We start from the raw sequence: 25541 nt of genomic DNA on the forward strand, positions 1-25541 counted from the left end.
AACCAAGGCCGCGCGGGACGCGGACACGGCCGAGCGCGAGCGGCTCGACGGCGGGGATCACCTGGGTGGGCAGGTCGCCGAAGTCCTCGTGAGCGTCGGGGGGCGCGGCGGCCGCGGCCGCGGCCCGGCGGGAGCGGGCCGTCTTGCGCGCGGCCTCCTCCTCGGCCTCGAGCATCGCCGCACGCTCGAACGCCTCGTCGCCGACGTAGCCGCCGTCGAGCCGCTCGCGCTCGGCGGTGTCCGCGTCCCGCTCGGCCTTGGTCTTGCGGGTGCGCCCGGTGCGCTTCTTGCGCGGCGCGGTCTCGTCGGTCCCGTCGTGGCGCGAGACGCCGTCGGCCAGCTGGAGGCCGTCCGGGTCGGTGCCGTCCTCGCCCTCGTGGTGGTTGCCCGTCAGGCGGTCGTAGATGCCGCGCAGGCGGCTGGGGATCGCGTGCACCGGGGTCGCGGTGACCACGAGGATCCCGAAGAACCCGAAGAGCAGGAAGAGCGGCACCGCGAACCAGTGCGTGAGCCCGGTCTGCACCGGCGTCGCGAAGAGGTAGCCGATCACGCCGCCCGCGTCCTGGACGGCCGCGAAGCCGTCACGGGGGGCGGGCAGGTCCTCGGCGATGTGCACGAGCGAGCAGACCGAGACCACGATGAAGGTCAGGCCGATCGCGACGCGCGAGTTCGCCTGGGAGCGCTCGGGATGACGCATGATCCGGACCGCGAGCCACACGAGGAGGACCGGCAGGGCGACCGCGGCCACGCCGAAGACTCCTGCGGCGACCGCGTGCACCGCGGTGCCGAACGCGCCGGAGATCCCCCACCACTCACGGGCCGCGACGATCACGGCGAGCGCCAGGAGGAGGAACGCGACGCCGTCGCGCCGATGTGAGGGGTCCAGCTCTCTTGCTCCCTTACCGATACTGCGTGCGACCGCGCCGACCGCGTGCGCACATCCCAGCCACAGCCCGCGCACCGCGCGGACCGGCCAGGGGGCGGGTCGACGACCCGCCTGCGAACCCGTCGGAGCGCGTGACGCGCTCGTAGGGCCCCCCGATCTCCTGGCCGTCGAACCACGTGCCGTGGTCTTCTTGCGGGAGGTCGCGGGCCGTTTCGCCGAGGTGGACGTCCGGGTCGCCATAGTAGGCACCACGGTACCTGCGCACGGGTGTTCGAGCGCGCACCTGGGGCGTGCGTGTCATGTGACGTGCACGTTCCCTGGCAGGCTCACCCGCCCCGCGCTCGCCGTCCGCCGCGCACCGGGGGCAGGATCGGAGCATGACCTCCACTCCCCTGGCCCCCCGCGAGCTGCACGAGATCGCCGACGGCGTCCACGTCGCGACCGCCGAGATCTGGACGAGCATCACGACGGTCGTCGTGTCCCCGGACGGGCGCGCCCTCGTCGTGGACCCGGGCATCACGGTCGAGGAGGTCGAGTCGCTCGCGACCGCGCTCTCGCGCCGGGGCTGGCGGGTCACAGCGGGTTTCTCGACGCACCCGCACTGGGACCACGTGCTGTGGTCCCGCTCGCTGGGCGACGTCCCGCGGTGGGCCTGCCCGACGGCGGTCCGCGCCCAGGAGCGCAGCCTCGCCGAGGACCTGACGAAGGTCGAGCGAGAGGCGCCCGGGCACGACCTCGCGCTGTTCGGTCGGCTCACGCCCCTCCCCTCGACCGCAGCGGACTCCTCGACCGTGGGCGCCTCGTCCGGCACGGTCCGGCTGCCGTGGCCCGCCGCGCCAGGGGGCACGACGGCGTCGGGCACGGCGACGACTGCCCACGGCGGTCCGGGGGCGGGCGAGCCGGTCGTGCTCGTGGTCGAGCACCAGGCGCACGCACCCGGACACGGCGCCCTGGTCCTGCCGGGCGCGGGCGTGATCGTCGTGGGTGACATGCTCTCGGACCTCGAGGTCCCGCTCCTGGACCTCGAGTCACCCGATCCCCTGGGCGACTACCGCGCGGGCCTCGATGCGCTCGAGCACGCGATCTCCGAGCACGGCGTGCACACCCTCGTCCCGGGTCACGGGCACGTGTGCACGGGCAGCGACGCGATCTGGGAGCGGTTCGGGGCGGACCGGACCTACCTCGACGACCTGGAGGTGGCCGCCGGCGACGACACGGACGACACCGGCGCCTCGGACGACCTCCGCGTCACCGGCGACCCCCGCGTCACGGGCGAGTGGGTCGTGGGCGAGCACCGCAGGCAGCTCGCCCACCTGCGCCGGGCGCGGTCGGCGTAGTGCTCCCAGGACCCACCCGAGCACGGCCGGGCACCACGCCTGCGACTCCCGCGACGCCGGTCAGCCGTCCGTCCGCGCCGGGGTCAGGCACTCGAGGTCGGCCGGCGCCCGCTCGGCGAACGGCCCGCTGAGCTCCCTCACCCGCGGCAGCGCGTCGGTCAGCGAGGACCCCAGGAGGGTGAGCGCGTCGAGACCGGTGCTGCACCAGACCGCGAGCTCGCCGTCCGTCCGCGTCGACGGGTCCCAGAGCAGCGCGTCGCCGTTCTCGCTGAACGCGAAGACGACGAGCCGCCGGGCGACCGGCCAGTCCCCGTCGGGCTCGACCATCCAGTCGAACCCCTCGGCCTGACCGTCCTGGTAGGTCGCACGGAAGCGGTCGGTGAGGTGCGCGGCGCGGTGCTGCCACCCGTCGGCGTACCCGTCACGCGCCGGCGGGTACACGAGCCAGAGGCCGAACAGGCGGCAGAACCCGGCACGGCTCACGAGCCGACGGTAGGAGGGCGGGAACCCCTCGCCGTCCTCGAAGCGGTACGCGTCGAGCAGGTCGACCGACACCGCGCCGAGGGCCGGCACCCCGGTCAGGGAGAGCTGGTCGGCCACGACGACGGCCCGTCAGTCGTCGAGGCCGAGCGCGACCGACCGGGTGAGGGCCGCATCCAGCGCCGCGTCGTCGGCGATGATCCGCGACAGGTGCCGGGCCGCGACCAGGAGCGCGTCCAGGTCGGTGCCGTAGACGCTCACCATGCCGCCCTCCGGGTCGAACCCGACCGCCTCGAGGGTCTCGGGAGACTCGTCCGTGAGCACGGCCTGGAGCGCCCCCGAGAAGTCGTACCCCGACCCCTCGACGCCGTGCCGCTCGAGCGCGTCCTTGTGCTGGAGGTACTCGGGACCGCCGGGCGAGTAGATGATGCTCGAGCTCGAGTCGTGGGTCACCAGGAGGACGGGAGCGAGGCCGGAGAAGTCTGCTGAGGTTGCCATGGCCGCGATGCTAGCGACCCGCACCGACACGAGCACCGACCCGAGGACCTACGCGACCAGCAGACCCACCCCGAGCGTCACGACCCCTGCGGCGACGGCGATCGCCCCGGCAGGCAGCAGCACGACCCACCGGTTGGGCGCCTGACGCCCCGCACCGGTCGCGGACAGGAAGAACCCGCCGGGCAGCAGGATCGCCCCGACGAGGACACCCACCCCCGCGACCCAGTTCCAGAAACCAGTGAGCGCGGTCGCCTGGCTGAGGAGCAGGCAGAGCAGTCCCAGGATCACGAGCACCCCCGCGTGCGCGTGCCCCGCCCGGAAGAACGAGGTCTGGAAGGGCGTGGCCGGAACCTTGCCCGTGACGACCTTGACGAGGAAGTACCCGCCGGACTCGATCCCGACGATCGTCAGGAGCACGATCCCGGCAGTGATGCGGACGGCGTCGGTGAGCTCGAGCACGAGGGCCTCCCCTGGTCGGCCGAGCGGGCTCGGCGGAATTTACGAACACTGTTATAGAACACCGTTCGCAAACCCGCGTCAAGAGTTCTAGACTCCTGTCCGTGGCCAGACCCCGACTTCACGACGACTCCCTGCGCGCGTCCCTGCTCGACGTCGCCTCGCAGCAGATCTCCGAGCACGGCGAGTCGGCGGTCACGGTCCGTGGGGTCGCACAGGCCGCGGGGACCAGCGCGTCCGCGGTCTACGCCCTCTTCGGCAGCCGCGAGGAGCTGGTCGCCGCGGTGAGCGTCGAGGGCTTCCGGCGCTTCGCGGTGCACCTGGGTTCCGCACCGACGACCGGCTCGCCGACCGACGACCTCCTGACCCTGGGCCTCGCCTACCGGACCAGCGCGCTGGCCGACCCCCACTTCTACCGCGTGATGTTCGAGGGCCCCGCAACCGCCGGAGGCGCGATCCCAGCCGTCGCCGAGCCGACGTTCGACGTCCTGCGGCAGGCGGTGGCGCGGGTGCTCGAGGCCGCCTCACGGGAGGGCAGCAGCACCCCGCCGCCCCGGCAGGCCCTGCAGGCTGCCGTCGAGGAGGCCTCGTTGGTCCTGTGGGGCCTCGTCCACGGACTCGTGAGCCTCGAGCTCGGTGGTCTGCTGCCCGGGGGTCCCGAGACGTCGGCGAGGCGCTACGAGCAGGCGATCCTCGCCGTCGGGCCACCGTTGCTGCGGGCCGCTCCCTCCCTCTCTGCCCCCTGACGACGAGGGGCCCGCCCTCCCGCAGAGCGGGAGGACGGGCCCCTCGGACGATCAGGCGACTACGCCTCGACGACGACCGGGACGATCATCGGACGGCGACGCAGGCGGTTGGAGACCCAGCGCCCAACCACACGGCGCATGACCTGCTGGAGCTGGTGCACGTCCGTGGCACCTCCCGCGATCGAGTCCTCGAGGGCCTGCACGACCTGGGGACGGACGTCCTCGAACACCGCGTCGTCCTCGGCGAAGCCGCGCGCCAGGATGTGCGGGCCCGCGATGACCTTGCCCGTCGCGGAGTCGACCACGGCGAACAAGGAGATGAAGCCCTCCTCGCCGAGGATCTGACGGTCCTTGAGCTCGGCGTCCGTGAGCTCCCCGACGCTCGACCCGTCGACGTACACGTAGCCGCACGGGACGGCGCCCACAACCGAGGCCTTTCCGTCGACGAGGTCGACGACCACGCCGTCCTCCGCGAGGATCACGCGGTCGGCGGGCACGCCCGTCTTGACCGCGAGCGCACCGTTGGCCACGAGGTGACGGACCTCGCCGTGCACCGGCATGACGTTCTTGGGCCGCAGGATGTTGTAGCAGTAGATGAGCTCGCCCGCGCTCGCGTGGCCCGAGACGTGCACCTTGGCGTTGCCGCCGTGCACGACGCGCGCACCGAGGCGCGTCAGGCCGTTGATGATGCGGAAGACAGCGTTCTCGTTGCCCGGGATGAGCGACGAGGCGAGGATCACGGTGTCGCCGTGGCCGACCGAGACCTTGTGGTCGCCGTTCGCCATGCGCGACAGCGCGGCCATGGGCTCGCCCTGCGAGCCGGTGCACATGAGCACGACCTCGTCGTCCCGCAGCGAGTCGACCTTCTTGAGGTCGATCAGGACGCCGTCCGGCACCTTGAGGTAGCCGAGCTCGGCCGCGATGCCCATGTTGCGGACCATCGAGCGTCCGACGAGCGCGACGCGGCGACCGTGGTTGTGCGCAGCGTTGAGGACCTGCTGGACGCGGTGCACGTGCGAGGAGAACGACGCGACGATGATCCGCTTGTCGGACGCACCGAACACGCTGTCCAGGACGGGGCCGATCTCGACCTCGGGGGTCACGAAGCCCGGGACCTCGGCGTTGGTCGAGTCGACCATGAACAGGTCGACGCCCTTCTCGCCCAGGCGCGCGAACGCGCGCAGGTCCGTGACGCGGCCGTCGAGCGGGAGCTGGTCCATCTTGAAGTCACCCGTGTGCAGGACCGTGCCCGCGCCCGTGGTGACCGCGACCGCGAGCGCGTCCGGGATCGAGTGGTTGACCGCGACGAACTCGCAGCTGAACGGACCGAACGCGACCGTCTCGTCCTCCTTGACCACGCGGGTCACGGGGGCGATGCGGTGCTCCTTGAGCTTGGCCGAGATGAACGCGAGCGTGAGCTGCGAACCCACGAGGGGGATGTCGCGGCGCAGGCGCAGCAGGTAGGGCACGGCACCGATGTGATCCTCGTGCCCATGGGTCAGGATGATCGCCTCGATGTCGTCGAGGCGGTCCTTGATGTAGTCGAAGTCCGGCAGGATGAGGTCCACGCCGGGCTGGTTGTCCTCAGGGAAGAGGACGCCGCAGTCGATGACGAGCAGACGTCCGTCGTACTCGAGGACGGCCATGTTGCGCCCGATCTCGCCCAGTCCGCCGAGGGCGACGATGCGCAGAGCGCCGGTCTGCAGAGCGGGGGGTAGGGACAGTTCGGGGTGAGGGTGGCTCACGGGGCCTCCTGGCTTGTTGTTCAGCTTGTTCAGCGTGGCCGCGGGGTCACCGGGTCCAGCAGGCCGGAGGCCTCCAGACCGGCGCGGACGACGGCGACCTCGTCGTCCGTGGCTGCGACGTACGGCAGCCTGAGGTATCGGTTCTCGGTGACTCCGAGGAGCTGGAGCGCAGCCTTGGCCATGACGGCCTGGAAGCCCGCTCCGTTGATGGCGTCGATCGTGGGGGTGACGGAACGGAAGGCCGCGAGGGCCGCCGCGTTGTCACCGGCGTCGAACGCCGCGACGACCTGGGCGAAGCGCGAGCCGACCACGTGCGCCGCCACGGAGACGATGCCGGACGCGCCGTGCGCGAGGAACGGCAGCAGCATGGCGTCGTCCCCGCAGTACCAGGCGAGGCCGGTCGACTCGATGAGCTTGGCCGCGGTGTAGACGTCGCCCGTCGCGTCCTTGTTCGCGACGATGCGCTCGTGCGCCGCGAGGCGCTCGATCGTGGCCGGGGCGATGCGAACGCCCGAGCGGCCCGGGACGTCGTAGACCATGACGGGCAGCGGCGTCGCGTCGGCGACGGCCGTGATGTGGCGGTACAGCCCTTCCTGGGAGGGGCGGGAGTAATAGGGGCTCACGACGAGGAGCCCGTGCGCACCGGCCTCCGCGGCCTGCTCGGCCATGCGGACGGCGTGCTGGGTGTCGTTCGAGCCGGCCCCGGCCACGACGTGCGCGCGGTCCCCGACCGCGTCGACGACCGCGCGGATGAGCTCGGCCTTCTCCGGTGCGTGCGTCGTGGGAGACTCCCCCGTGGTCCCGCTCAGGACGATCCCGTCGTTCCCGTTGTCCACGAGGTGCTTGGCGACCTTGACCGCTGCGTCGAGATCGATCTCTCCGGCGAGGGTCATCGGGGTGACCATCGCGGTCAGGACGGCGCCGAACGGTCGCGCCTGCGTGGGGGGAAGTGCCATGTGCACAAACTACCGCGCGCGAGGCCGAAACGGCGTGTCGGTCCACGCGTGCGGACTCGGTGCGCCGCGTCGCCGAGCGTCGGTCGCCTCGACGTTGCACGGCCCGGCCGACCGACCGAGCGGGGGTGCCCGACCGCGCGGTCGTGAGGAGTCGATGCGAACCCGCGCCGGTCGCGTGATACTCGAAGCATGTCGCCCGCCACGAACGCCCTGTCCCCCGCCCTGGTCTCGCACCTGCCGACCGGGCTGCTGATCGGTGGCCAGTGGGGGCCGGCCGAGGCCGGACGGACGTTCGAGGTCGCGGACCCGGCGACCGAGGAGGTCCTGTTCGACGTCTCGGACGCGAGCCCCGCCGACGGCCTGCGCGCCCTGGAGGCCGCGCACGCCGCGGCCCCGGCCTGGCGCGCCGTCGCGCCGCGCGAGCGCTCCGAGCTGCTCCGGGCCGTCTTCGCGACGCTCACGGCTCGCGCCGACGACATCGCGGCGCTCATCACGGCCGAGTGCGGTAAGCCGCTCGCCGAGGCCCGGGCCGAGGTCGTGTACGGCGCCGAGTTCCTGCGCTGGTACGCCGAGCAGGCCGTGCGCACCGACGGCCTGGTCCGCACGGCCCCGAGCGGGGCCAACCGGCAGCTCGTTTCGCGGCGCCCGGTGGGCCCCGCGCTGCTCATCACGCCGTGGAACTTCCCCATCGCCATGGCCACGCGCAAGATCGGCCCGGCGCTCGCCGCGGGCTGCACGGTCGTGATCAAGCCCGCGCACCTGACCCCGCTCACGACCTCGCTGGTCGCCGAGATCATCCGCGGGCACTTGGAGGACCGCGGACTGCCGACGGGCGTGGTCAACGTCGTGCCGACGTCGTCGGCCGCCGAGGTGACCACGCCCCTGCTCGCGGACCCCCGCCTGCGCAAGCTCTCCTTCACGGGATCCACGGGCGTGGGCCGCACCCTCCTGAAGGGCGCCGCCGACCAGGTCCTGCGGACCTCGATGGAGCTCGGCGGCAACGCACCGTTCCTCGTCTTCGAGGACGCCGACCTCGACGCCGCGGTCGAGGGCGCCCTGGTCGCCAAGCTCCGCAACACGGGCCAGAGCTGCGTGGCGGCCAACCGCTTCCTGGTGCACGACGCCGTCGCACGCGACTTCGGCCAGCGCCTCGCCCGGGCGTTCGGGGAGCTGCGCGTCGGGCCGGGCAGCGAGGAGGGCGTCCAGGTCGGGCCGCTCATCGAGCGCAAGGCGGTCGAGCACGTGGACGAGCTGGTGGCGGTCGCGTCCGACGAGGGTGCCCAGGTGCTCACGGGCGGGGACCGGCCTCGTTCGCCCGGCCACTTCTACTCCCCCACGGTCCTCACCGGGGTCGACGCGGGCTCGCGCGTGGTCGCCGAGGAGATCTTCGGTCCGGTCGCGCCGATCGTCGCTTTCGCCGACGACGACGAGGGCATCGCGCTGGCCAACGACACCGAGTACGGCCTCGCGGCCTACGCCTACACGCGCGACCTGGCGCGCGCGATGCGGGTCGGCGAGGAGGTCGAGGCCGGGATGATCGGGATCAACAGGGGGCTCGTGTCCGACGCGAGCGCGCCGTTCGGCGGCATGAAGCAGTCCGGTCTGGGCCGCGAGGGCGGCGAGGCGGGCCTCGAGGAGTACCTCGAGACCGTGTACGTCGCGCTGTGACCCCTGAGGACCGCTTCGAGGTACGCGCCGCCGTCCGGCAGGCCGTGTCCGTCTCGATCGCCACCGGGCTCTACGGCATCTCGTTCGGGGCCCTCTCGGTCGTCGCGGGACTGGACCTCGCGCAGACCATGGTGCTGAGCCTGCTCCTGTTCTCGGGCGGCTCGCAGTTCGCGCTCATCGGGGTCGTGGCCTCGGGCGGCACCTCGGGCGCGGCGATCACCACGGCGGGGCTGCTCGGCCTGCGCAACACCCTCTACGGCGCCCAGCTCTCGCCGCTGCTCGCGCTGCACGGCTGGCGACGGGTGCTCGCGGCCCATCTCACGATCGACGAGTCGACCGCCGTGGCCACGGCCCAGAAGAGCCGCGCCGCGTTGCGCGCGGGGTTCTGGTGGACCGGGATCGGCATCTTCGTCGTCTGGAACCTGCTCACGCTGGTCGGGGCGCTCGCGGGCGACGCCATGGGCGACCCCAAGGCCTGGGGGCTCGACGCCGCGGCCGGGGCGGCCTTCCTCGCGCTCCTGTGGCCCCGCCTCGCGAGCCGCGTCATGCAGCTCACCGCGGCACTGGCCGTGGTCGTCGCGGTCGCGCTGCTCCCGTTCGTCCCGCCGGGCATCCCCGTCCTGGCCGCGGGGGCCGTGGCGATCGTGATCGGCCAGGTCGCGCGTCAGCCCCGCCAGCCCGTCACCGTCACGGAGTACGTGCCCGACGGCGCAGCGAACGTCCCGCAGGACGGCGGCGGCGAGCAGACGCCCGGCTCGTCCGACCCGGATGACCCGGGTGACGTGGGTCGCCCGGGTGGCCCGTCCGACCGCACCGAGGAGCCCTGATGTCCGACGCCGCCCTGTGGGCCACCGTGGTCGCCGCCTCGCTCGTGTGCCTGGGCCTCAAGCTCGCCGGGCACCTCATCCCCGAGCACTGGCTCGCGTCCGACCGCGTCTCTCGCACCGCGGCCCTGGTCACGGCGTCCCTGCTCGCGGCGCTCGTCGCGGTCCAGACCGTCGGGGACGGGCAGGGCATCGCGATCGACGCCCGGCTGCCGGCGCTCGGCGTCGCGGCCGTCGCGCTCGCCCTGAGGGCCCCGTTCCTGCTCGTCGTGGTGCTCGCGGCCGCGACCGCCGCTGGGCTGCGGGCGCTCGGGTTCCCCTGACGGCGAGGCGCGTCGACGAGCCCGCCGGGCCGCTCGCCGCGGCCGGGCGCCCCGCTCCGGTAGGGTCTGGCGAATGGCTCTCTTCAGCGAGGCGGCAGACGTCTCGGTCCGTCCGGCGGTCCCCGGTGACGAGGTCGCGGTCACCGCGATCCAGATCGAGTCCTGGCGGTCCGCGCACGGCGACGTGCTGGGCGCGGCGGTGATCGACGCGCTCGACGTCCCCCGGATGCAGGAGCAGTGGGCAGGGGCGGTCTCAGCCCCGCCCGGTCCGGGCTTCGCGGTGCTCGTCGCCCTCGCCGCGGACCGGATCGTCGGCTTCGCGGCCGTCTCCCCCGGCCAGCTCGTCGCGCTCGAGGTACAGCCGTCCCACCAGCGGTCCGGGCACGGGTCGCGGCTCCTGTCCGCGGCCGTCGACAGGTTGCGTCAGGACGGCTCGGAAGAGGTCGTGGCCTGGATCCTCGACGGCGACTCCGCGCGCGAGCAGTTCCTCGGTGGAGCGGGCCTGGGACCCGACCACCGCACCCGCACGCTGGCCACGGGCCTGCGCGACGTCGTCGAGCACCGGTGGAGCGCGTCGATCTGAGGCGCGCCTCAGACTAGCGCGGGGCCTTGCGCTCGGCGCGGTACATGCCCGCGGCCTTGCGCAGCATGGCGCGGGCCCGCTTGCGGTCCCCCGACGCGTCGTACGCGAAGGCCACGTGGTACCAGGAGCGCCAGTCGTCGGGGTGCTCCTCGGCGCGGGCGCGGTGCTCCTCGAACGCGGCGTCCGCCGCGGCACGGTCGATGCGGCCGCCCGGCGAACGCGGCAGGTCGTCGACGGGCAGCTCGTCCGCGGCCGCCAGCTCGTCGGCCATCTTCTGGACCGTGACGGCGAGCCAGAACTCCCACGCGATGAGGCCGATCACGAGCAGCGGGATGAGCAGGACGCCGATCCCGATCGCGATCCCCACCGGCTCGCCTGTGCTCACGAGCCCCCGGGCACGGCCCAGGATCGCCCACACGTAGATCGCGAGCAGGGCCGTGACGACCACAGCACCGATCAGGCCCTTGCGGTTCCTCACGAGAGGTCCATGACGTTCTCGAGCCCGACGGTCAGGCCCGGGCGCGAGACGACCTCGCGGATGCCGAGCAGGACGCCCGGCATGAACGACACCCGGTCGAACGAGTCCTGGCGGATGATCAGCTGCTCGCCCTCGTTGCCGAAGAGGATCTCCTCGTGCGCGACCAGGCCGCGCAGGCGCACCGCGTGCACCCGGACCCCGTCGACGTCGGCACCGCGCGCCTCCCAGCCCGACTCGGTCGCGTCGGGGCTCGCCCCCAGGCCCGCCGCCGCGCGCGAGCGGGCGATCGCGTGGGCCGTGTGCGTGGCCGTGCCGCTGGGCGCGTCGACCTTGTTCGGGTGGTGCAGCTCGATGACCTCGGCCGACTCGAAGTAGCGTGCGGCCTTGGCCGCGAACGTCATGGCCAGGACCGCGGACAGGCCGAAGTTCGGGGCGATGAGCACGCCCACGCTCGTGCCCTCGGCGGCCCGGCGTCCCAGGTGCGCGATGAGCCGACCCCGGCTCTCGTCGGTCCAGCCCGTGGTGCCCACGACCGCGTGGACCCCGAGGTCGATCAGCGCGTGCACGTTGTCCTCGGTGACCGAGGGGACCGTGAAGTCGACCGCGACCTGGGCCCCGGCCGCCGCGACCTGTGCCAGGTCGTCCCCGGCGTCGATGCGCGCGACCAGCTCCATGTCCGGTGCGGCCTCGACCGCCGCGCACACCGTGGCCCCCATGCGCCCGGCCGCGCCCAGGACGGCGACCTTGAGGGGCGTCGAGCCTGCGGGCTGCGGGGTGGACTGGGGAGCGCTCTGGCCTGGGGTCACGTCGTTCGAAGTCACCCGACAACCCTAGCCGCAACGCGAGGAGGGCCGGTGCGCGTGATGCGCACCGGCCCTCCTGACGTCACCTGTCGAGACTCAGTCTCCGAAGGGACCCACGCGCACGGTCGAGCGCGGGCGGGAGGCGAGCTCCTCCGCGAGCTTGCGCACGTCGTCGGACGTCACGGAACGGATCCGTTCGAGCGACTCGGCCACGCTCAGCAGCTCGCCGAACACGAGCTCCGACTTGCCCAGGCGGCTCATGCGCGAGCCCGAGTCCTCGAGCCCCAGCACCAGTCCGCCCGAGAGCTGACCGATGCTCCGGTCGAGCTCGGCCGCCGTGATACCCGACTCGGCGAGCTTCTCGAGCTCGCTCGTCATGAGCTCGGTGACCTGGTCGACCTTGGAGGGCGCGCAGCCTGCGTACAGGCCGAACGTGCCGATCCCGCCGTGACCCGACGCGAACGAGTACGTCGAGTACGCGAGCCCACGCTTCTCGCGGATCTCCTGGAAGAGCCGCGAGCTCATGCCGCCACCGAGCACGGCGCTGAGCACCGAGAGCGTGAAGCGGCGGTCGTCGGTCGCGGACAGGCCCGTGCCACCGATGATGACGTTGGCCTGCTCGACGGTCCGGCGGATCGTGAGCTCGACGGCCTCCGTCCCCACGCCCTGCACGTCCGCGTTGTCGCGGCGCGCGCGGGGGGTGCCAGCAGGGTCGAGGTCCCAGCCACCGGTCGTGAGCGCGGTCGCGACCTGCTCGCACAGCGTGTCGTGGTCGACGCCACCGGCCGCGGCGACGACGAGCGTCTCCGGGCGGTAGTGCCACTGGTAGTGCTCCCAGACGGCGCTGCGCGGCACGGCGTTGATGGTGTCCGGCGTGCCGCCGATCGGGCGCCCCAGGGGGTGCCCGGCCAGGACGGCCTGCGCGAACTCCTCGTGCACGACGTCCGAGGGGTCGTCGTCGTTCATCGCGAGCTCTTCGAGGATCACGCCTCGCTCGGTCTCGAGCTCGTCCTCGTCGAGGCGTGCGGAGGTCACCATGTCGGTGATGACGTCCACGGCCATCGGCAGGTCGGAGTCGAGCACGCGAGCGTAGTAGCAGGTGTGCTCCTTGCCCGTCGCGGCGTTGGCCTCACCGCCGACGGCGTCGAACGCCTCGGCGATGTCCATCGCGGACCGGCGTGCAGTTCCCTTGAAGAGCAGGTGCTCGAGGAAGTGCGTGGAGCCGAAGTGACCGTCGGTCTCGTCGCGCGAGCCGACGCCGACCCATGCTCCGACGGTCGCCGAGCGCAGGCCCGGCATCGACTCGGTGAGGACCCGAACCCCGCCGGGCAGGACGGAGCGACGGATGGTCGCCCCGTCCTGCCCGGCGGTCAGCTCACCCTCGGGCGAGCCCGAGGGGACGAGCGGAAGGTTCCAGGGCACGTCAGGCGTCGTCCCCGGCAGGTGCCTCGGCGTCGGCGGGCGCGTCGGTCTCCTCGACGACCGCGTGCAGCGACAGCTTGCCGCGCGGGTCGATCTCGCCGATCTCGACCTGGACCTTCTGGCCGATGGACAGCACGTCCTCGACGTTCTCCACGCGCTTGCCACCGACGAGCTTGCGGATCTGGCTGATGTGCAGCAGACCGTCCTTGCCCGGGGACAGCGAGATGAAGGCGCCGAACGACGTGGTCTTGACGACCGTGCCGACGAAGCGCTCGCCGATCTCGGGGACGTGCGGGTTGGCGATCGCGTTGATCGCCGCGCGGGCGGCCTCTGCAGAGGGGCCGTCGGTGGCACCGATGTACACGGTGCCGTCGTCCTCGATGGAGATGTCCGCGCCCGTCTCCTCCTGGATCTGGTTGATCATCTTGCCCTTGGGGCCGATGACCTCGCCGATCTTGTCCACGGGGACCTTGACCGCGATGACGCGAGGAGCGTTGGGGCTCATCTCGTCGGGCACGTCGATGGCCTCGTTGAGGACCTCGAGGATGGTCAGGCGCGCGTCGCGGGCCTGGGTCAGCGCGCCGGCCAGGACCGAGGCGGGGATGCCGTCGAGCTTGGTGTCGAGCTGGATGGCCGTGATGAACTCACGCGTACCGGCGACCTTGAAGTCCATGTCGCCGAACGCGTCCTCGGCGCCGAGGATGTCGGTGAGCGCCGCGTAGCGGGTCTCACCGTCGACGGTGTCGGAGACGAGGCCCATCGCGATGCCCGCGACCGCTGCGCGCAGCGGCACACCGGCGTTGAGGAGCGAGAGGGTCGAGGCGCACACGGAGCCCATCGAGGTCGAGCCGTTGGACCCGAGGGCCTCGGAGACCTGACGGATCGCGTAAGGGAACTCCTCGCGGCTCGGGAGCACCGGGACGATCGCGCGCTCGGCGAGGGCGCCGTGCCCGATCTCGCGACGCTTCGGGCTGCCCACGCGGCCGGTCTCGCCGGTCGAGTAGGGCGGGAAGTTGTAGTTGTGCATGTAGCGCTTGCGCGTCTCCGGGGAGAGCGTGTCGAGCTGCTGCTCCATGCGGAGCATGTTCAGCGTGGTGACACCCAGGATCTGGGTCTCGCCGCGCTCGAAGATCGCCGAGCCGTGGACGCGGGGCAGGACCTCGACCTCGGCGGACAGGGTGCGGATGTCCGCGAGCCCACGGCCGTCGATGCGGAAGCCGTCCGTGAGGATGCGCGCGCGGATGAGCTTCTTCTGCACCGCGCGGTACGCGGCGGAGATCTCCTTCTCGCGGCCCGCGAAGTCACCGGCGAGCTCGGCCTGGACCTCGGCCTTGATCTCGTCGAGACGGTTCTCGCGGTCCTGCTTGTCGGCGATGCTCAGAGCCTCGCCCAGGCGCGCCGACGCGGCGGCCTCGACCGCGGCGTAGGTGTCGTCCTGGTAGTCCGGGAACGTCGGGAAGTCCTGCACGGGCTTGGCGGCCTTGGCCGCGAGCTCCTGCTGCGCCTCGACGAGCACGCGGATGAAGGGCTTGGCGGCCTCGAGGCCCTCGGCGACGACCTCTTCGGTCGGGGCGCCGACGCCCTCGTTCTTGATGAGGTTCCAGGAACCCTCGGTGGCCTCGGCCTCGACCATGGTGATCGCGACGTCGTCACCCACGACACGGCCGGCGACGACCATGTCGAAGACGGCGCGCTCCTTGTCGGAGTACTTGGGGAACGCGACCCACTGGCCGTCGATCAGGGCGACGCGGACGGCGCCGATCGGGCCGGAGAACGGCAGGCCGGACAGCTGCGTCGAGATCGACGCGGCGTTGATGGCCAGGGTGTCGTACGCGTCGTCCGGGTGGATCGCGAGCACGGTGATGACGACCTGGACCTCGTTGCGCAGGCCCTTGACGAACAGGGGGCGCAGCGGGCGATCGATCAGGCGGCAGGCCAGGATCGCCTCGGTCGAGGGGCGACCCTCACGACGGAAGAACGAACCGGGGATCTTGCCGGCGGCGTACTGCCGCTCCTCGACGTCCACCGTCAGGGGGAAGAAGTCGAACTGGTCCTTGGGGTGCTTGCCGGCCGTCGTGGTCGACAGCAGCATGGTCTCGCCGTCCAGGTAGGCGGCTGCAGAGCCACCGGCCTGACGCGCGAGGCGTCCGGTCTCGAACCGGACGGTACGGGTTCCGAAGCGACCGTTGTCGATCGTTGCTTCGGTGAATTCGATCTCGGGACCCTCCACGGGTGCCCTCCTCACTCTCGAAGTGCCGCCTTCGGTGCCTGTCGAGGGTGCATCCACTCGACGCTCGGCGGTCTTCGATCGAGGCTCACGGTCTTCCCACTCGAGGCGGGTTCCGGGGGCCACTACCGAGGACCGAACGAAAGGCTGGCGGCGTGGGTTTCTTACGGGTACATCACACCGGACCAGCCCGGTCCCAGGTGGGACCGGGCTGAGTCAGGGAGTGTCAGCGACGCAGACCGAGGCGCTCGATGAGGCTGCGGTAGCGGTTGATGTCGACCTTCTGCAGGTAGCCGAGGAGACGGCGACGCTGGCCGACGAGGAGAAGCAGGCCACGACGGCTGTGGTGGTCGTGCTTGTGCTCCTTGAGGTGCTCGGTGAGGTCCTTGATGCGCTGCGTCAGCATCGCGACCTGGACCTCGGGCGAACCGGTGTCGCCCTCGCTCGTGGCGAACTCGGTCATGATGCGCTGCTTGGTGGCAGTGTCGAGGGGCACGGCTCTCCTTGTAGTGTTCGTTGCGCGGCGCCTCAGGGCTAGATCCCTGGGCTCTTCGGCAGGCTGACCAGCCTCCGCGGCCGTTCTGACGGCGCCCATAGTCTAGCAGGGTTGGCTCGGGGACGGTCCCGACCTCAGTCGCGCAGCAGCCCTTGCCGCCGCGCCTCGGCCACGGCAGCCGTGCGCGAGTCGACGCCCAGCTTCTCGTACACGTGCACCAGGTGCGACTTGACGGTCGCCTTCGACAGGAACAGCTCACGCGCCACCTCGTCGTTGGACAGGCCCTGGGACACGAGCCCGAGCACCTCGAGCTCGCGCAGCGAGAGCGAGACGCCGGGGGCGCGCATGCGCCCGAGCAGACGCCGCTGCACGCTGGGCCCGAGCGCGACCTGCCCAGCCGCGGCCGCGCGGATCGCGGCGGTCAGCTCGTCGGTCGGGGCGTCCTTGAGCAGGTAGCCCGTGGCCCCGGCCTCGATCGCGGCGAGGATCTCCTGGTCGGAGTCGTAGGTCGTGAGGATCAGCACGGGCGGACCGCCCAGGCGGACGACCTCGCGCGCGGCCTGCGCGCCGCCCATGCGCCCGTCGCCGAACCGCAGGTCGAGCAGCACGACGTCGGCCTCGAGCCCCGCCCCCACGCGGCGCACGAGCTCCTCGGCCGTGGCCAGCTCGTCGACGACCTCCATGTCGCCCTCGGCGTCGACGACGGCCCGCAGGCCCGCCCGGACCACGGGGTGGTCGTCGGTCAGCACGACGCGGATGGTCGCCGATCCTTCTGGTCCGGTCGTCACCGAGGCTCCTGGGGGTCGAGCGGGAGGTGGACCGCGAGCGCGGTCCCCTCGCCGGGCGAGGTCTCGAGCGAGAAGGTCCCGCCGAGCTCGGCGACGCGCGAGCGCATCGCCGTCAGGCCGAAGCCCGAGCGGGTCGCGGGGACACCTCCGGCAGCCGCGCCCGGTTCGCTGCCCTCCTGCCCGACGGCGGAGCGCGCGTCCCGGGTCGGGTCCGGCGCGGCGGTGGCCCGTCGGGCGGCCGCGACCCGGCGCGGGTCGAACCCGTGACCGTCGTCGACCACGTCGAGCGCCACGGCGTCGCCGAGGAAGCTCAGCGTGACCGCGGCCCGCGAGGCCCCCGCGTGCTGGACGACGTTCGCGAGCGCGGACTGCGCGATGCGCAGCAGCGCGGTCTCGACCGGCACGGGCAGCGGGCGGGCCTGCCCCGAGGACTCGACCGTGACGGTCAGCCCTCCCCCGGCTGCGAGCGCCGTGCGGTCGGCGACCCGCTCGAGCGCACCCACGAGCGTCGCGGACTCCAGGTCGGCGGGCGCCAGGTCACGCACGAAGCGCCTCGCCTCGGCCAGGTTCTGCTGCGCGGCGAGCCGGGACTGGGTGACGTACCCGCGGGCGGCGCGGGCCGCCGTCGGGCCGGAGGCTCCCGGGGCGAACGCCCCCGGCGCCACGACCTCCTCGAGCGACGCGTCCGCGGCGCGCAGCAGCAGCTCGATCGAGGAGAAGCCCTGCGCGAGCGTGTCGTGGATCTCGCGCGCGAGGCGTTCGCGCTCGGTCGCGACCGCGGCCTCGCGCTCGGACGCCGCGAGGTCCGCGCGCGTGCGGACCAGGTCGTCGATGAGCTCCTGGCGTCCCTGCGACTCGCGCACGATCGTCTCGAAGCCGAGCACGACGGCGATCGCGACGAGGCCACCGAACGTCGGGCCCAGGATCGAGCCCACGAGCTGCTGCCCGCCCAGGATCGCACCGCCGATCGCGCACGCCGTCGTCGCGGCCACGGCCAGGATCCCTCGACGCGGACCGAGCACGTGCATCTCGAGGAACATGAGGGGGAACGCGATCCACAGCGCGACCGGGGTCAGGAGCAGCAGGAGGGCCCACCCCACGATCAGGGCCGCGACCCACGCTCCCGTCGGCCACCAGGCGCCGCGCGGTGCGTCGACCGCGGTATCGCGCACGTTGATCCGCGAGCGCCCGACGCCGTACACGGCCAGGAGCGCCAGACCGCACGCGAGCGCGCACCACGCCCCGGCGTCCAGCCCCCCGGTGCTCAGGGCCTCGGCCCAGCGGGACCCGACCGCGAGCCCCACGAGGGCCACGAGGAGCACGTCGAGCGCGATCTGGAGCCCGAGGGCTGCGGAGATCACGGCGCGAGGCTTCACATCGCCACCCTAGCGACGTGGCGGGTGCGACGTGCCGCGGGCGATCCATCGAAAGGTTGATCCTCGGACCCACCCTGCGGCCACCGGAGACCGTCCACGGGCCCGATCCGCGCGGGGCCCGACGGCGGGAGGCTGGACGCAGATCGAATCCACGCCGACCACCGGAGGCTCTTGATGTTCGTCGCGCTGCGCGACCTGCGCTTCGCCCGGGGACGCTTCGTCCTCATGTCCACCGTCATCGTCCTCATCACGTTCCTCGTGGGCTTCCTGGCCTCGCTGACCGCGGGCCTGGCCCGCGCGAGCACGTCGGGCATCACCGACCTCCCGGTCGACCAGCTCGCGTTCACCGTGACCGGGGATGCGAAGCCGTCCTTCACCGAGTCCCAGGTCGACGCCACGCAGTGGGACGCCTGGGCCGCGGTCGACGGCGTCGACTCGGCCGAGCCCCTGGGCATCGCCACGACGCGCGCGTCGGTCACCGCGGGCGCGGACGGCGAGGCCGGCACCACCGCGGCCGTCACCGCGTTCGGCTCGCGCGCGGGCTCGGGCCTCGTGCCCGACGACGCCGAGGCCGCCCCCGGGACCGTGCTGCTGTCGAGCGGCGCGGCAGACGACCTGGGAGCCCAGGAGGGCGACCAGCTCGCCCTGGGCTCGCTGACCCTGACGGTCGCGGGCGTGCTCGACACCCAGGCCGACTTCTCGCACACTCCCGTCGTCTGGATGGACCTGTCCGACTGGCAGACCGTCGGGGCGCGCGGCGGCGGAGCCTCCGGTGACGAGGTCGCGACGGTCGTCGCGATCACCGGGGACCCGAGCGGCTCCGCGCTCACCGCGGGCGAGACCGAGACCGGCACCGCGACCCTGACCCCGATGGGCGCACGCGCCGCGGTCAGCTCGTTCTCGGCCGAGAACATGTCGCTCACCATGATGCAGGGCTTCCTGCTCGCGATCTCGGCCCTCGTCGTGGGCGCGTTCTTCACGGTCTGGACCATCAACCGGGCCGGCGACGTCGCGGTGCTCAAGGCGCTCGGCGCCTCGACCTCCTACCTGCTGCGCGACGCGATCGGCCAGGCGCTCGTCCTGCTCGTGCTCGGCGTCGGTGTCGGGACCGCGCTCGCGGCCGGGGCAGGGGCGCTCGCCGCCCAGGTCATGCCCGTCGTCGTCTCCCCCGCCACGACGCTCCTGCCCGCGCTCATCCTCGTGGTCCTCGGGACGGTCGGTGCCGTCGCGGCGATCATCCGGATCACGCGCATCGACCCGCACGCGGCGCTCGCGGCCCGCTGAGGCGCCTGCCCGCTGGCCGCTCCTGCGGCAGCTCGCGACGACTCCCCCCCGCGCCTCGTTCCTGAAAGCTCGCTCCTGAAAGGCACACCATGGACCTCACCCTCGACCACGTCACGCTCGTCTACCCCGACGGCGAGTCGACCGTCACCGCGGTCGACGACGTCTCCCTGACCGTCCCCGCCGGGACCACGACCGCGGTGCTCGGCCCGTCGGGCTCGGGCAAGTCGAGCCTGCTCGCCGTGGCCGCGACGCTCACGACCCCGACCGCGGGCCAGGTGCGCATCGGCGACGACGTCGTCAACGCCCCCGCCGGCGGGGCCGCGGCCGGTTCGGCCGTGTCCTCGGACGCGGCGCGGCTGCGGCGCGACCGGATCGGGATCGTGTTCCAGCAGCCGCAGCTCATCGCGTCGCTCACGGCGCTCGAGAACCTCGAGCTCATGAGCCACCTGCGCGGCGAGCGGCCCTCGGCGCACCGCGACCGGGCGCTCGAGCTGCTCGACGCCGTCGGGCTCCGCGACGTGGCCGCCAAGCGGCCCGGCCAGCTCTCGGGTGGTCAGCGTCAGCGCGTCGCGATCGCCCGCGCCCTCATGAACCACCCCGAGGTCCTGCTGGTCGACGAGCCCACGTCGGCGCTCGACCACGCGCGCGGCGTCCAGATCATCGAGCTCGTCACGCGGCTGACCCGCGAGACCGGTGCCGCGACCATCGTCGTGACCCACGACGAGGCGACGCTCGACACGGTCGACGCGCGCGTGCACCTGGCGGACGGGCGGCTCGTGGGGGCTGGCGAGGCTGCGGTGGCGCGGGCCTGAGGGACGCAGCGTCCCGCCGCCCGGGAGAGGCGTGTCAGGAAGTGCTCTGCCGCGCGAGCAACGCCGTCCGACCGAGCTCGCGCCCCCACTCGCGAGCGCGCTCGACCTCGCCCGGGCACAGCGGCCCCTCCATGCCCTCGACGTAGAACGAGTGCGGCGAGTCGGCAGGCGACAGACCGTGTCGGCGGGCCACCCGGTCGGCCGCGCGGGCAGCGCTGCCCGGTAGGTGCTTGACGGCCTTCACACGCGTGTCGAACGTCGCGCCGAACCGTCCGGAGGTATCGTCCGCGAGCGCGTCGAGCCACTCGCGGATTCCCCGTTCGACCGTCGGGTTCCCGGGCCGTCGACCGGCAGCCTCCTCGCGCGAGGCGAGCCGCGACATGCCGAACGCGTGCGTGGGACCACCGATGACGATCAGGTCAGCCCCCAGGACGTCGTCGCCCGGTGTCCTCGAGGAGACCTCGACAGTCCGCACGTCCAGCTGCTCGGACAGGCCTCCCGCCACCGCCCGCGCGATCTCGGCGGTGTTCCCGAACATCGACTCGTAGATCACGACTGCTTCCATGGCTCCGACTCCTGTCGTCAGTTCCAGGCTGCCTGCGGAGCACCACCGCCGCCAGGACCTTTGGTCCGGACGGCAGGGGTCCTTGGACCCGGTTCGGGACGCGGTCAGACCCCGTCCGACTCGGGCCGACGCGGTCAGCCGAGCAGCGGCTTGGCCCCCGTCGCCCGCACGTGCGACGCCACGGCCAAGGCGATCCACACCGCGATCCCCTGGAACGCGATGAGCGCCGGCGTGGGCGTGCCCACGAGCAGGCAGATGCCGAGCGGGATCGCGCCGAGGACGGCCGCGTCGGGTCCTTGCGCGAACATCGAGGCCGCACCCGTCGGGAGCGCTCCGGCAGGGGTGGCCATGAGCGGGCCGGACCAGTTGGGCGGCTTGCGGTAGGCGCTGCGGATCGCGGCTGCGCCCATGCCGACCGCGACCACGGCCACGAGCGCGAACCAGAGCGGTTCACGCGTGGTCAGCACGAGCGGTACGGTCCCGACCACGAGGGCCACGAGCGCGGTGAGGGAGGGCGCGACGGTCCGTGCCAGCCGGGCGTCGCGCGCGGACAACGGGATCATCGCGTCGAGCACGGGCACCATCTCCGCGGTGCGCGCGCCCTCCGCGCCGAGCTGCGCGGCGCGGAAGCCCGCGACGACCAGCAGCACGAACAGCCCGAACCCGCCCGTGAACGCGGGCACCTGCTGGGCGACGATCACCAGGGCCGTGAGGCCGACGAGCTGAGCGAGGGCCGACGGGCTGCGGCGCAGGAGCGTGAGGTCGGCCGCGACGAGCGCCGAGACCGGCCCCCTGACGAGCGCGAAGCGCGAGGGCCTGCGGACCCTGCCGCCGCGCGTCGACCCGGCCCGGCTCAGGGCGCGCCCCAGCTCGCGGGTGTCGAGAGAGAGGATCGCGCCGCCCGCCTGGTCGGCCACCGCGCTCTGCGCACGCAGCACCTGGGCGCCGAGCACCTCGAGCCGGCGCCACCACACGACCACGAGGGCGAGCGCGCCCAGCCCGAGCGCACCGATCACCCAGGCGGGGATCGTGAGCTCGCGCAGGTCGGACCAACCGGCCGCGACGAGCACGACACCCGCGACAGGGACCGCCGCGAGCACCACGTCGCTCACGCGAGCGACCCTGGCCGCGACGGGTGTCCGTGGCTGGATCAGTCCTGCGAGCCCCACGAGCAGCAGCCCCGCCGCTGCCCCCAGGGCCGCGCTGCGCCCTGCCACGGCCGGGTCCGCGCCCGAGGCCAGCGCCACGACCGCGAACCCGCCAGCTCCCACGACGAGCGCCACCGCGACGCCGCGCCAGTACGACGGGGTGAGCAGACCACGCCGGTCGACGGGCATCGGCACCCACCACCGCACGCCCGCGCTGCCCGTCCCCAGCGGTCCGAGCCGCACGGCCATGCCCGTCATGAGCGCCAGGAGAGCGACCGAGCCGAGCGCCTGGATCGTGGCGGCCGTCAGGACCGCGTCCCGGCCGCCCGCGGGCTCGACGAAGATCGTCTCGCGGAGCACGTTCGCCGCGCCGATCACGAAGCCGATCGAGATCACGATCGACACCACGACGTAGGCGATGTTCCCGAGCAGCTCACCGGGACCCGCGTCGGCCCGCGAGGCCGTGACGCGTGCGGTCAGGCGCCGGATCTCCCGCCCCGAGAACTCCTCGTCCGGGTCCGCGACGAGCAGCGGCAACGGAGCCCGCTCGACCTCAGGCTCAGGCGTCACGGGCTCGGGCGCCGCTGGGCCCCCCGGGGCGGCGGCCGCGGCCGCCACGGGCGCCACAGCCGCCACGTCGTGGGGTCCCTTCCTCGGGCCGTGCGGGCGCTTCTTGCCCCTGCCCTGCGCCGCGTTCATCGCCCGCTCCTCAACGGACCCGGGCGAGCGCGTCGAGCGCCGCCTGGTGCCCCAGGCGCAGGCACTCGTCGTCGCCGACCAGGAGTCCGCGCGCACCGGTGCGTTCGACCAGCTCGGGGTCGTGCGTCGCGAACACGACGGCAGCCCCGCGCCCGGCCTCCTCGACCAGGATCCGGGCCAGGTCGGCGCGCATGCCCGGGTCGAGGCGCTGCTCGGGCTCGTCGAGCACGAGGACCTCGCGGGGGCGGGCGAACCCGGCCGCGAGCAGGAGGCGCCGCCGCTGCCCCGAGGACAGCTCGGTCGGCATCGCCCCGGACTGCGCCGCGAGGCCGAACCGGTCGAGGAGCTGGTCCACGACCTCCCCCGCACCCGCCACGCCGTGACCGCGCGCGGTCAGCACCAGGTGCTCGCGCGCCGTGAGCCCCGGGAAGTAGGCGTCGTCGTCGAGGATCCCGACGACCTTGGCGCGGAAGTCGCGCTCGCGCTCGTCGACGTCCCGCCCGAACGCCAGCACCTTGCCGGACAGGGGTGCGAGCACCCCCAGGAGCGCACGCAGGAGCGTCGACTTGCCGCTGCCGTTGGGCCCGATGATCGCCCACAGCTCGCCCGGCCGGACGGCCAGGTCGACGGGCGCGCACACGGGCGCCTCGGCGTACCCGACGCGCAGGGCCCGGGTCTCGAGCACGGGTTGCTTCTTGACCGACACGACTACTCCCCCGACCCGGTCGCGGACGCTTCGGGCCTGCTGGGCCCAACGGACGTACCCGCAGGCGTCCCCGCGCCCGAGGCGAGGATCACGCGGGCTCGCGCGACGTCGTCGTGCATGGTCCTCACGAGCGCGTCGATCCCGTCGAAGCGCAACGTGGGGCGCAGGTGCTCGACGAACTCCAGGACGACCTCCTCGTCGTACAGGTCGAGGTCGGTGCGGTCCAGGACGTAGGCCTCGACGCGGCGCTCGACGCCGTCGAACGTGGGGTTGGTGCCGATCGAGATGGCCGCGGGCAGCACGCCGTCGCAGTTCCCCGGGTCCGCCGCGAGGAGCTGGGGACGACGCAGCCAGCCCGCGTACACGCCGTCGGCCGGGACCATGCCGCTGATCGCACCGAGGTTGGCCGTGGGGAACCCGAGCTCGCGCCCGCGCGCGTCGCCGTGGATCACCACGCCGCGCAGGCGGTGGTGACGCCCGAGCAGCGCCGCGGCCTCGCGGACCTTGCCGTCCGTGAGCAGGCCGCGGATCTCGGTCGAGGACCAGCGCCCGCTGGGCACCGCGCCCCCTCCTGGCGAGGCAGCCGCGTCGGAGGTGGTCGCGCGCCCGGTCCCGCCCCCGACGGTCCCGACGTCGTCGATCGCCCGGACCTCGAAGCCGTGCGTCCGGCCGAGCTCGATCATGGTGGCGAGGTTGCCCGCGTTGTCGCGCCCGAACCGCACGTCGTGACCCACGACGACCGTCCGCGCCCCCAGCCCGTCGACCAGGTAGGTCCGCACGAACTCCTCAGGGCTCTGGCGCGCGAAGTCGAGCGTGTACTCGACCAGCAGCACGGCGTCGAGGCCCGTGGCCTCGAGGAGCTCCATGCGGTCGGCGATCCCGGTCAGGAGCTCGGGCGCCTGCTCGGGCCGGTGGACCGTCGCGGGGTGCGGGTGGAACGTCACGGCCACGGCCTGGGAGCCCGACTCCCGGGCGAGGGACACGATGCGGCCGAGCACCTCGGCATGGCCGCGGTGGACGCCGTCGAAGTTGCCGATCGTCACGACCGACGGTCCGAATCCCGGCGGAACCTGGTCCAGGTCCGTCCACAGGTGCACGCGTACTCCTCGAGATGTGTGTGAGGCGGGCTCGCTCAGGAGGCCCGACGACGGCGCGCACCCACGGCGCGCCTGGTCAAGATTGCCACGTCTCGCCCGGGTGTTCCCCATCGAAACGGTGGACGGTCACCCCTCGGACCTGCCCGGGCTCACGCCGGGGCGAACACGATCACGGGCTTGGCCTTGTGCTTGCCCTCGCGCACCACGTTCTCGAGCAGCGCGACGAGCGACCCGTCGTCGCCGATCGCGGCCGTCGTGGTGTCCTGGGGCGACGGGTCGACCCACTTGCCGTAGGACAGCGCGTCGCGCTCCTCGGGCGTCAGGTCGCGCACGGGGAACGTGGCGCGAGCGGCGTCCGCGAGCGGGAGCGTCACGAGCACGCCGTCGCGCTCGACCTGCGCCTCGAGCTCGGAGAGCGTCGAGGCGCCGTCGAGCGCGTAGCCGCCCACGCGCGTGCGGCGCAGAGCCGTGAGGTGCCCCCCGACACCGAGGTCCGCGCCCAGGTCGCGGGCGAGGGCACGGATGTAGGTGCCCGACGAGCACACGACCGTGACGTCCACGTCGAGCGCGGGAAGGTCGTCCGGCTCCGTGGCCGCGACCGGTCGCACCTCGTGGACGTCGAAGCGCGAGATCGTCACGGGGCGTGCCTTGAGCTCGACCTGCTCGCCCGAGCGCACGAGCGCGTACGCGCGCTGACCGTCGACCTTGATCGCGGACACCGAGCTCGGCACCTGCTCGATGGGACCGGACAGGAGCGCGACCCCCGCTTCGATCGCCTCGCGCGTCACGGCCGAGGCGTCAGCGCGCGAGGTGGTCTCGCCCTCGGCGTCGTCGGTCGTCGTCGCGGCACCCAGACGGATGGTCGCGGTGTACTCCTTGTCCGCGCCCACGACGTACGTCAGCAGCTTGGTCGCGCGCCCGATCCCCAGGACCAGGACCCCCGTGGCCATGGGGTCGAGCGTGCCCGCGTGCCCCACCTTGCGGGTCCCCGCGAGACGGCGCAGGCGGGCCACCACGTCGTGGCTCGTGAGCCCCTGGGGCTTGTCGACGATCACGAGGCCGTCGGGGGCGGTGGGTCGGCGCTCGCGCACAGGCTTCGGGTCGTGCGTCATCGGGAGGGGTCCTCGGTCCTCGGGAA

At 73.1% G+C, this 25541-nt stretch carries 26 protein-coding genes; 8 read left to right on the forward strand and 18 right to left on the reverse strand.

The genetic code is table 11. The annotated features are described in order from the left end of the window. The coding region (locus OERS_RS17715; RefSeq protein ID WP_248948727.1) for a DNA translocase FtsK 4TM domain-containing protein at positions 1–832 on the reverse strand (832 nt) is incomplete at its 3' end. Between the two features lie 431 nt (positions 833–1263). Between OERS_RS17715 and OERS_RS17725 the strand changes: the two genes are divergently transcribed. Beyond that, the gene (locus OERS_RS17725; protein ID WP_068627423.1) at positions 1264–2223 is read left to right on the forward strand and encodes an MBL fold metallo-hydrolase; all 960 of its coding nucleotides are present in this window, start codon (positions 1264–1266) and stop codon (positions 2221–2223) included. Positions 2224–2283: 60 nt separating this feature from the next. On the opposite strand, the gene OERS_RS17730 is transcribed toward OERS_RS17725, so the two are convergent. The 3 genes from OERS_RS17730 to OERS_RS17740 are packed head-to-tail and all read right to left on the reverse strand — an operon-like array spanning position 2284 to position 3660. Continuing rightward, complete coding sequence (locus OERS_RS17730) at positions 2284–2823, reverse strand: hypothetical protein (protein ID WP_139107926.1); 540 nt, start codon at positions 2821–2823, stop codon at positions 2284–2286. 12 nt (positions 2824–2835) lie between these two features. Further along, entirely contained in the window at positions 2836–3201 is a 366-nt protein-coding gene (locus tag OERS_RS17735; protein WP_139107927.1) for an Imm51 family immunity protein, read from the reverse strand. A gap of 48 nt (positions 3202–3249) precedes the next feature. Next, entirely contained in the window at positions 3250–3660 is a 411-nt protein-coding gene (locus OERS_RS17740) for a hypothetical protein (RefSeq protein ID WP_068627425.1), read from the reverse strand. Between the two features lie 101 nt (positions 3661–3761). Here OERS_RS17740 and OERS_RS17745 point away from each other — a divergent pair, with 101 nt between their 5' ends. Beyond that, on the forward strand, positions 3762–4403 hold the full coding sequence (locus OERS_RS17745; RefSeq protein ID WP_056648754.1) for a TetR/AcrR family transcriptional regulator: 642 nt from the start codon (positions 3762–3764) through the stop codon (positions 4401–4403). 59 nt (positions 4404–4462) lie between these two features. On the opposite strand, the gene OERS_RS17750 is transcribed toward OERS_RS17745, so the two are convergent. Further along, a complete protein-coding gene (locus OERS_RS17750; RefSeq protein ID WP_056762045.1) occupies positions 4463–6148 on the reverse strand; it encodes a ribonuclease J in 1686 nt (561 codons plus the stop codon). A 29-nt stretch (positions 6149–6177) separates the two neighbouring features. Next, positions 6178–7104, reverse strand: coding sequence for a 4-hydroxy-tetrahydrodipicolinate synthase (gene dapA / locus OERS_RS17755; protein WP_068627438.1), 927 nt, complete (start codon positions 7102–7104; stop codon positions 6178–6180). A gap of 189 nt (positions 7105–7293) precedes the next feature. Here dapA and OERS_RS17760 point away from each other — a divergent pair, with 189 nt between their 5' ends. From OERS_RS17760 to OERS_RS17775, 4 genes are all read left to right on the forward strand, one after another. Beyond that, positions 7294–8772 carry an NAD-dependent succinate-semialdehyde dehydrogenase gene (locus OERS_RS17760; protein WP_068627426.1) on the forward strand — a complete coding sequence of 493 codons (1479 nt, stop codon included), beginning with the start codon at positions 7294–7296 and terminating at the stop codon, positions 8770–8772. After that, complete coding sequence (locus OERS_RS17765; protein ID WP_083201593.1) at positions 8769–9599, forward strand: AzlC family ABC transporter permease; 831 nt, start codon at positions 8769–8771, stop codon at positions 9597–9599. The genes OERS_RS17760 and OERS_RS17765 overlap by 4 nt, the downstream gene beginning before the upstream one ends. Further along, positions 9599–9919 carry an AzlD domain-containing protein gene (locus tag OERS_RS17770; RefSeq protein WP_056648748.1) on the forward strand — a complete coding sequence of 107 codons (321 nt, stop codon included), beginning with the start codon at positions 9599–9601 and terminating at the stop codon, positions 9917–9919. Before OERS_RS17765 ends, OERS_RS17770 begins: the two co-directional genes overlap by 1 nt. Positions 9920–9992: 73 nt before the next feature. Next, positions 9993–10502 carry a GNAT family N-acetyltransferase gene (locus OERS_RS17775; protein ID WP_056762053.1) on the forward strand — a complete coding sequence of 170 codons (510 nt, stop codon included), beginning with the start codon at positions 9993–9995 and terminating at the stop codon, positions 10500–10502. A 13-nt stretch (positions 10503–10515) separates the two neighbouring features. Here the strand turns inward: OERS_RS17775 and OERS_RS17780 are convergent, their stop codons facing one another. From OERS_RS17780 to OERS_RS17810, 7 genes are all read right to left on the reverse strand, one after another. Further along, positions 10516–10980, reverse strand: a complete 465-nt coding sequence (locus tag OERS_RS17780; RefSeq protein ID WP_056762055.1) for a hypothetical protein — start codon at positions 10978–10980, stop codon at positions 10516–10518. Further along, on the reverse strand, positions 10977–11786 hold the full coding sequence (gene dapB / locus OERS_RS17785) for a 4-hydroxy-tetrahydrodipicolinate reductase (RefSeq protein ID WP_082608715.1): 810 nt from the start codon (positions 11784–11786) through the stop codon (positions 10977–10979). The genes OERS_RS17780 and dapB overlap by 4 nt, the downstream gene beginning before the upstream one ends. 93 nt (positions 11787–11879) lie before the next feature. Next, positions 11880–13205 carry a M16 family metallopeptidase gene (locus OERS_RS17790; RefSeq protein WP_056648740.1) on the reverse strand — a complete coding sequence of 442 codons (1326 nt, stop codon included), beginning with the start codon at positions 13203–13205 and terminating at the stop codon, positions 11880–11882. Position 13206: 1 nt separating this feature from the next. Next, positions 13207–15435, reverse strand: a complete 2229-nt coding sequence (locus tag OERS_RS17795) for a polyribonucleotide nucleotidyltransferase (RefSeq protein WP_068627427.1) — start codon at positions 15433–15435, stop codon at positions 13207–13209. 223 nt (positions 15436–15658) lie between these two features. After that, positions 15659–15928: a 30S ribosomal protein S15 gene (gene rpsO, locus OERS_RS17800; protein WP_056648736.1), complete on the reverse strand. Its 270-nt coding sequence runs from the start codon at positions 15926–15928 to the stop codon at positions 15659–15661. Between the two features lie 134 nt (positions 15929–16062). Further along, positions 16063–16716 (reverse strand): response regulator transcription factor, encoded by a 654-nt coding sequence (locus tag OERS_RS17805; protein ID WP_068627428.1) that lies wholly within the window; start codon positions 16714–16716, stop codon positions 16063–16065. Then, positions 16713–18077 carry a sensor histidine kinase gene (locus OERS_RS17810; RefSeq protein ID WP_211268513.1) on the reverse strand — a complete coding sequence of 455 codons (1365 nt, stop codon included), beginning with the start codon at positions 18075–18077 and terminating at the stop codon, positions 16713–16715. Before OERS_RS17810 ends, OERS_RS17805 begins: the two co-directional genes overlap by 4 nt. Before the next feature lie 189 nt (positions 18078–18266). On the opposite strand from OERS_RS17810, the gene OERS_RS17815 reads away from it, so the two are divergent. Then, a complete protein-coding gene (locus tag OERS_RS17815; RefSeq protein ID WP_068627430.1) occupies positions 18267–19376 on the forward strand; it encodes an ABC transporter permease in 1110 nt (369 codons plus the stop codon). An 89-nt stretch (positions 19377–19465) separates the two neighbouring features. Beyond that, complete coding sequence (locus OERS_RS17820; protein WP_068627431.1) at positions 19466–20188, forward strand: ABC transporter ATP-binding protein; 723 nt, start codon at positions 19466–19468, stop codon at positions 20186–20188. 34 nt (positions 20189–20222) lie between these two features. Here OERS_RS17820 and OERS_RS17825 read toward each other — a convergent pair whose 3' ends face one another. The 5 genes from OERS_RS17825 to truB form a co-directional block, all read right to left on the reverse strand. Then, positions 20223–20753, reverse strand: a complete 531-nt coding sequence (locus OERS_RS17825) for a flavodoxin family protein (RefSeq protein WP_068627432.1) — start codon at positions 20751–20753, stop codon at positions 20223–20225. A gap of 134 nt (positions 20754–20887) precedes the next feature. Continuing rightward, positions 20888–22600 (reverse strand): DUF6297 family protein, encoded by a 1713-nt coding sequence (locus OERS_RS17830; RefSeq protein WP_068627433.1) that lies wholly within the window; start codon positions 22598–22600, stop codon positions 20888–20890. A gap of 10 nt (positions 22601–22610) precedes the next feature. After that, positions 22611–23285 carry an ABC transporter ATP-binding protein gene (locus OERS_RS17835; RefSeq protein ID WP_231907603.1) on the reverse strand — a complete coding sequence of 225 codons (675 nt, stop codon included), beginning with the start codon at positions 23283–23285 and terminating at the stop codon, positions 22611–22613. 23 nt (positions 23286–23308) lie between these two features. Continuing rightward, the gene (locus OERS_RS17840) at positions 23309–24403 is read right to left on the reverse strand and encodes a bifunctional riboflavin kinase/FAD synthetase (RefSeq protein WP_068627435.1); all 1095 of its coding nucleotides are present in this window, start codon (positions 24401–24403) and stop codon (positions 23309–23311) included. A gap of 149 nt (positions 24404–24552) precedes the next feature. Next, positions 24553–25515: a tRNA pseudouridine(55) synthase TruB gene (truB, locus tag OERS_RS17845; protein ID WP_068627436.1), complete on the reverse strand. Its 963-nt coding sequence runs from the start codon at positions 25513–25515 to the stop codon at positions 24553–24555. Positions 25516–25541 lie beyond the last annotated feature (26 nt).

The organism is Oerskovia enterophila (genome assembly GCF_001692445.1).
In the GTDB taxonomy this organism is placed as follows: Bacteria; Actinomycetota; Actinomycetes; order Actinomycetales; family Cellulomonadaceae; genus Oerskovia; species Oerskovia enterophila.

Excerpts from the sequence above, each read along its gene's own strand:
- truB (WP_068627436.1), bottom strand. The coding sequence starts at position 25,515 with ATGACGCACGACCCGAAGCCTGTGCGCGAGCGCCGACCCACCGCCCCC.
- OERS_RS17735 (WP_139107927.1), bottom strand. The coding sequence starts at position 3,201 with ATGGCAACCTCAGCAGACTTCTCCGGCCTCGCTCCCGTCCTCCTGGTG.
- OERS_RS17825 (WP_068627432.1), bottom strand. The coding sequence starts at position 20,753 with ATGGAAGCAGTCGTGATCTACGAGTCGATGTTCGGGAACACCGCCGAG.
- OERS_RS17820 (WP_068627431.1), top strand. The coding sequence starts at position 19,466 with ATGGACCTCACCCTCGACCACGTCACGCTCGTCTACCCCGACGGCGAG.
- dapA (WP_068627438.1), bottom strand. The coding sequence starts at position 7,104 with ATGGCACTTCCCCCCACGCAGGCGCGACCGTTCGGCGCCGTCCTGACC.
- OERS_RS17770 (WP_056648748.1), top strand. The coding sequence starts at position 9,599 with ATGTCCGACGCCGCCCTGTGGGCCACCGTGGTCGCCGCCTCGCTCGTG.
- OERS_RS17760 (WP_068627426.1), top strand. The coding sequence starts at position 7,294 with ATGTCGCCCGCCACGAACGCCCTGTCCCCCGCCCTGGTCTCGCACCTG.
- OERS_RS17815 (WP_068627430.1), top strand. The coding sequence starts at position 18,267 with ATGTTCGTCGCGCTGCGCGACCTGCGCTTCGCCCGGGGACGCTTCGTC.
- OERS_RS17775 (WP_056762053.1), top strand. The coding sequence starts at position 9,993 with ATGGCTCTCTTCAGCGAGGCGGCAGACGTCTCGGTCCGTCCGGCGGTC.
- OERS_RS17830 (WP_068627433.1), bottom strand. The coding sequence starts at position 22,600 with ATGAACGCGGCGCAGGGCAGGGGCAAGAAGCGCCCGCACGGCCCGAGG.
- OERS_RS17725 (WP_068627423.1), top strand. The coding sequence starts at position 1,264 with ATGACCTCCACTCCCCTGGCCCCCCGCGAGCTGCACGAGATCGCCGAC.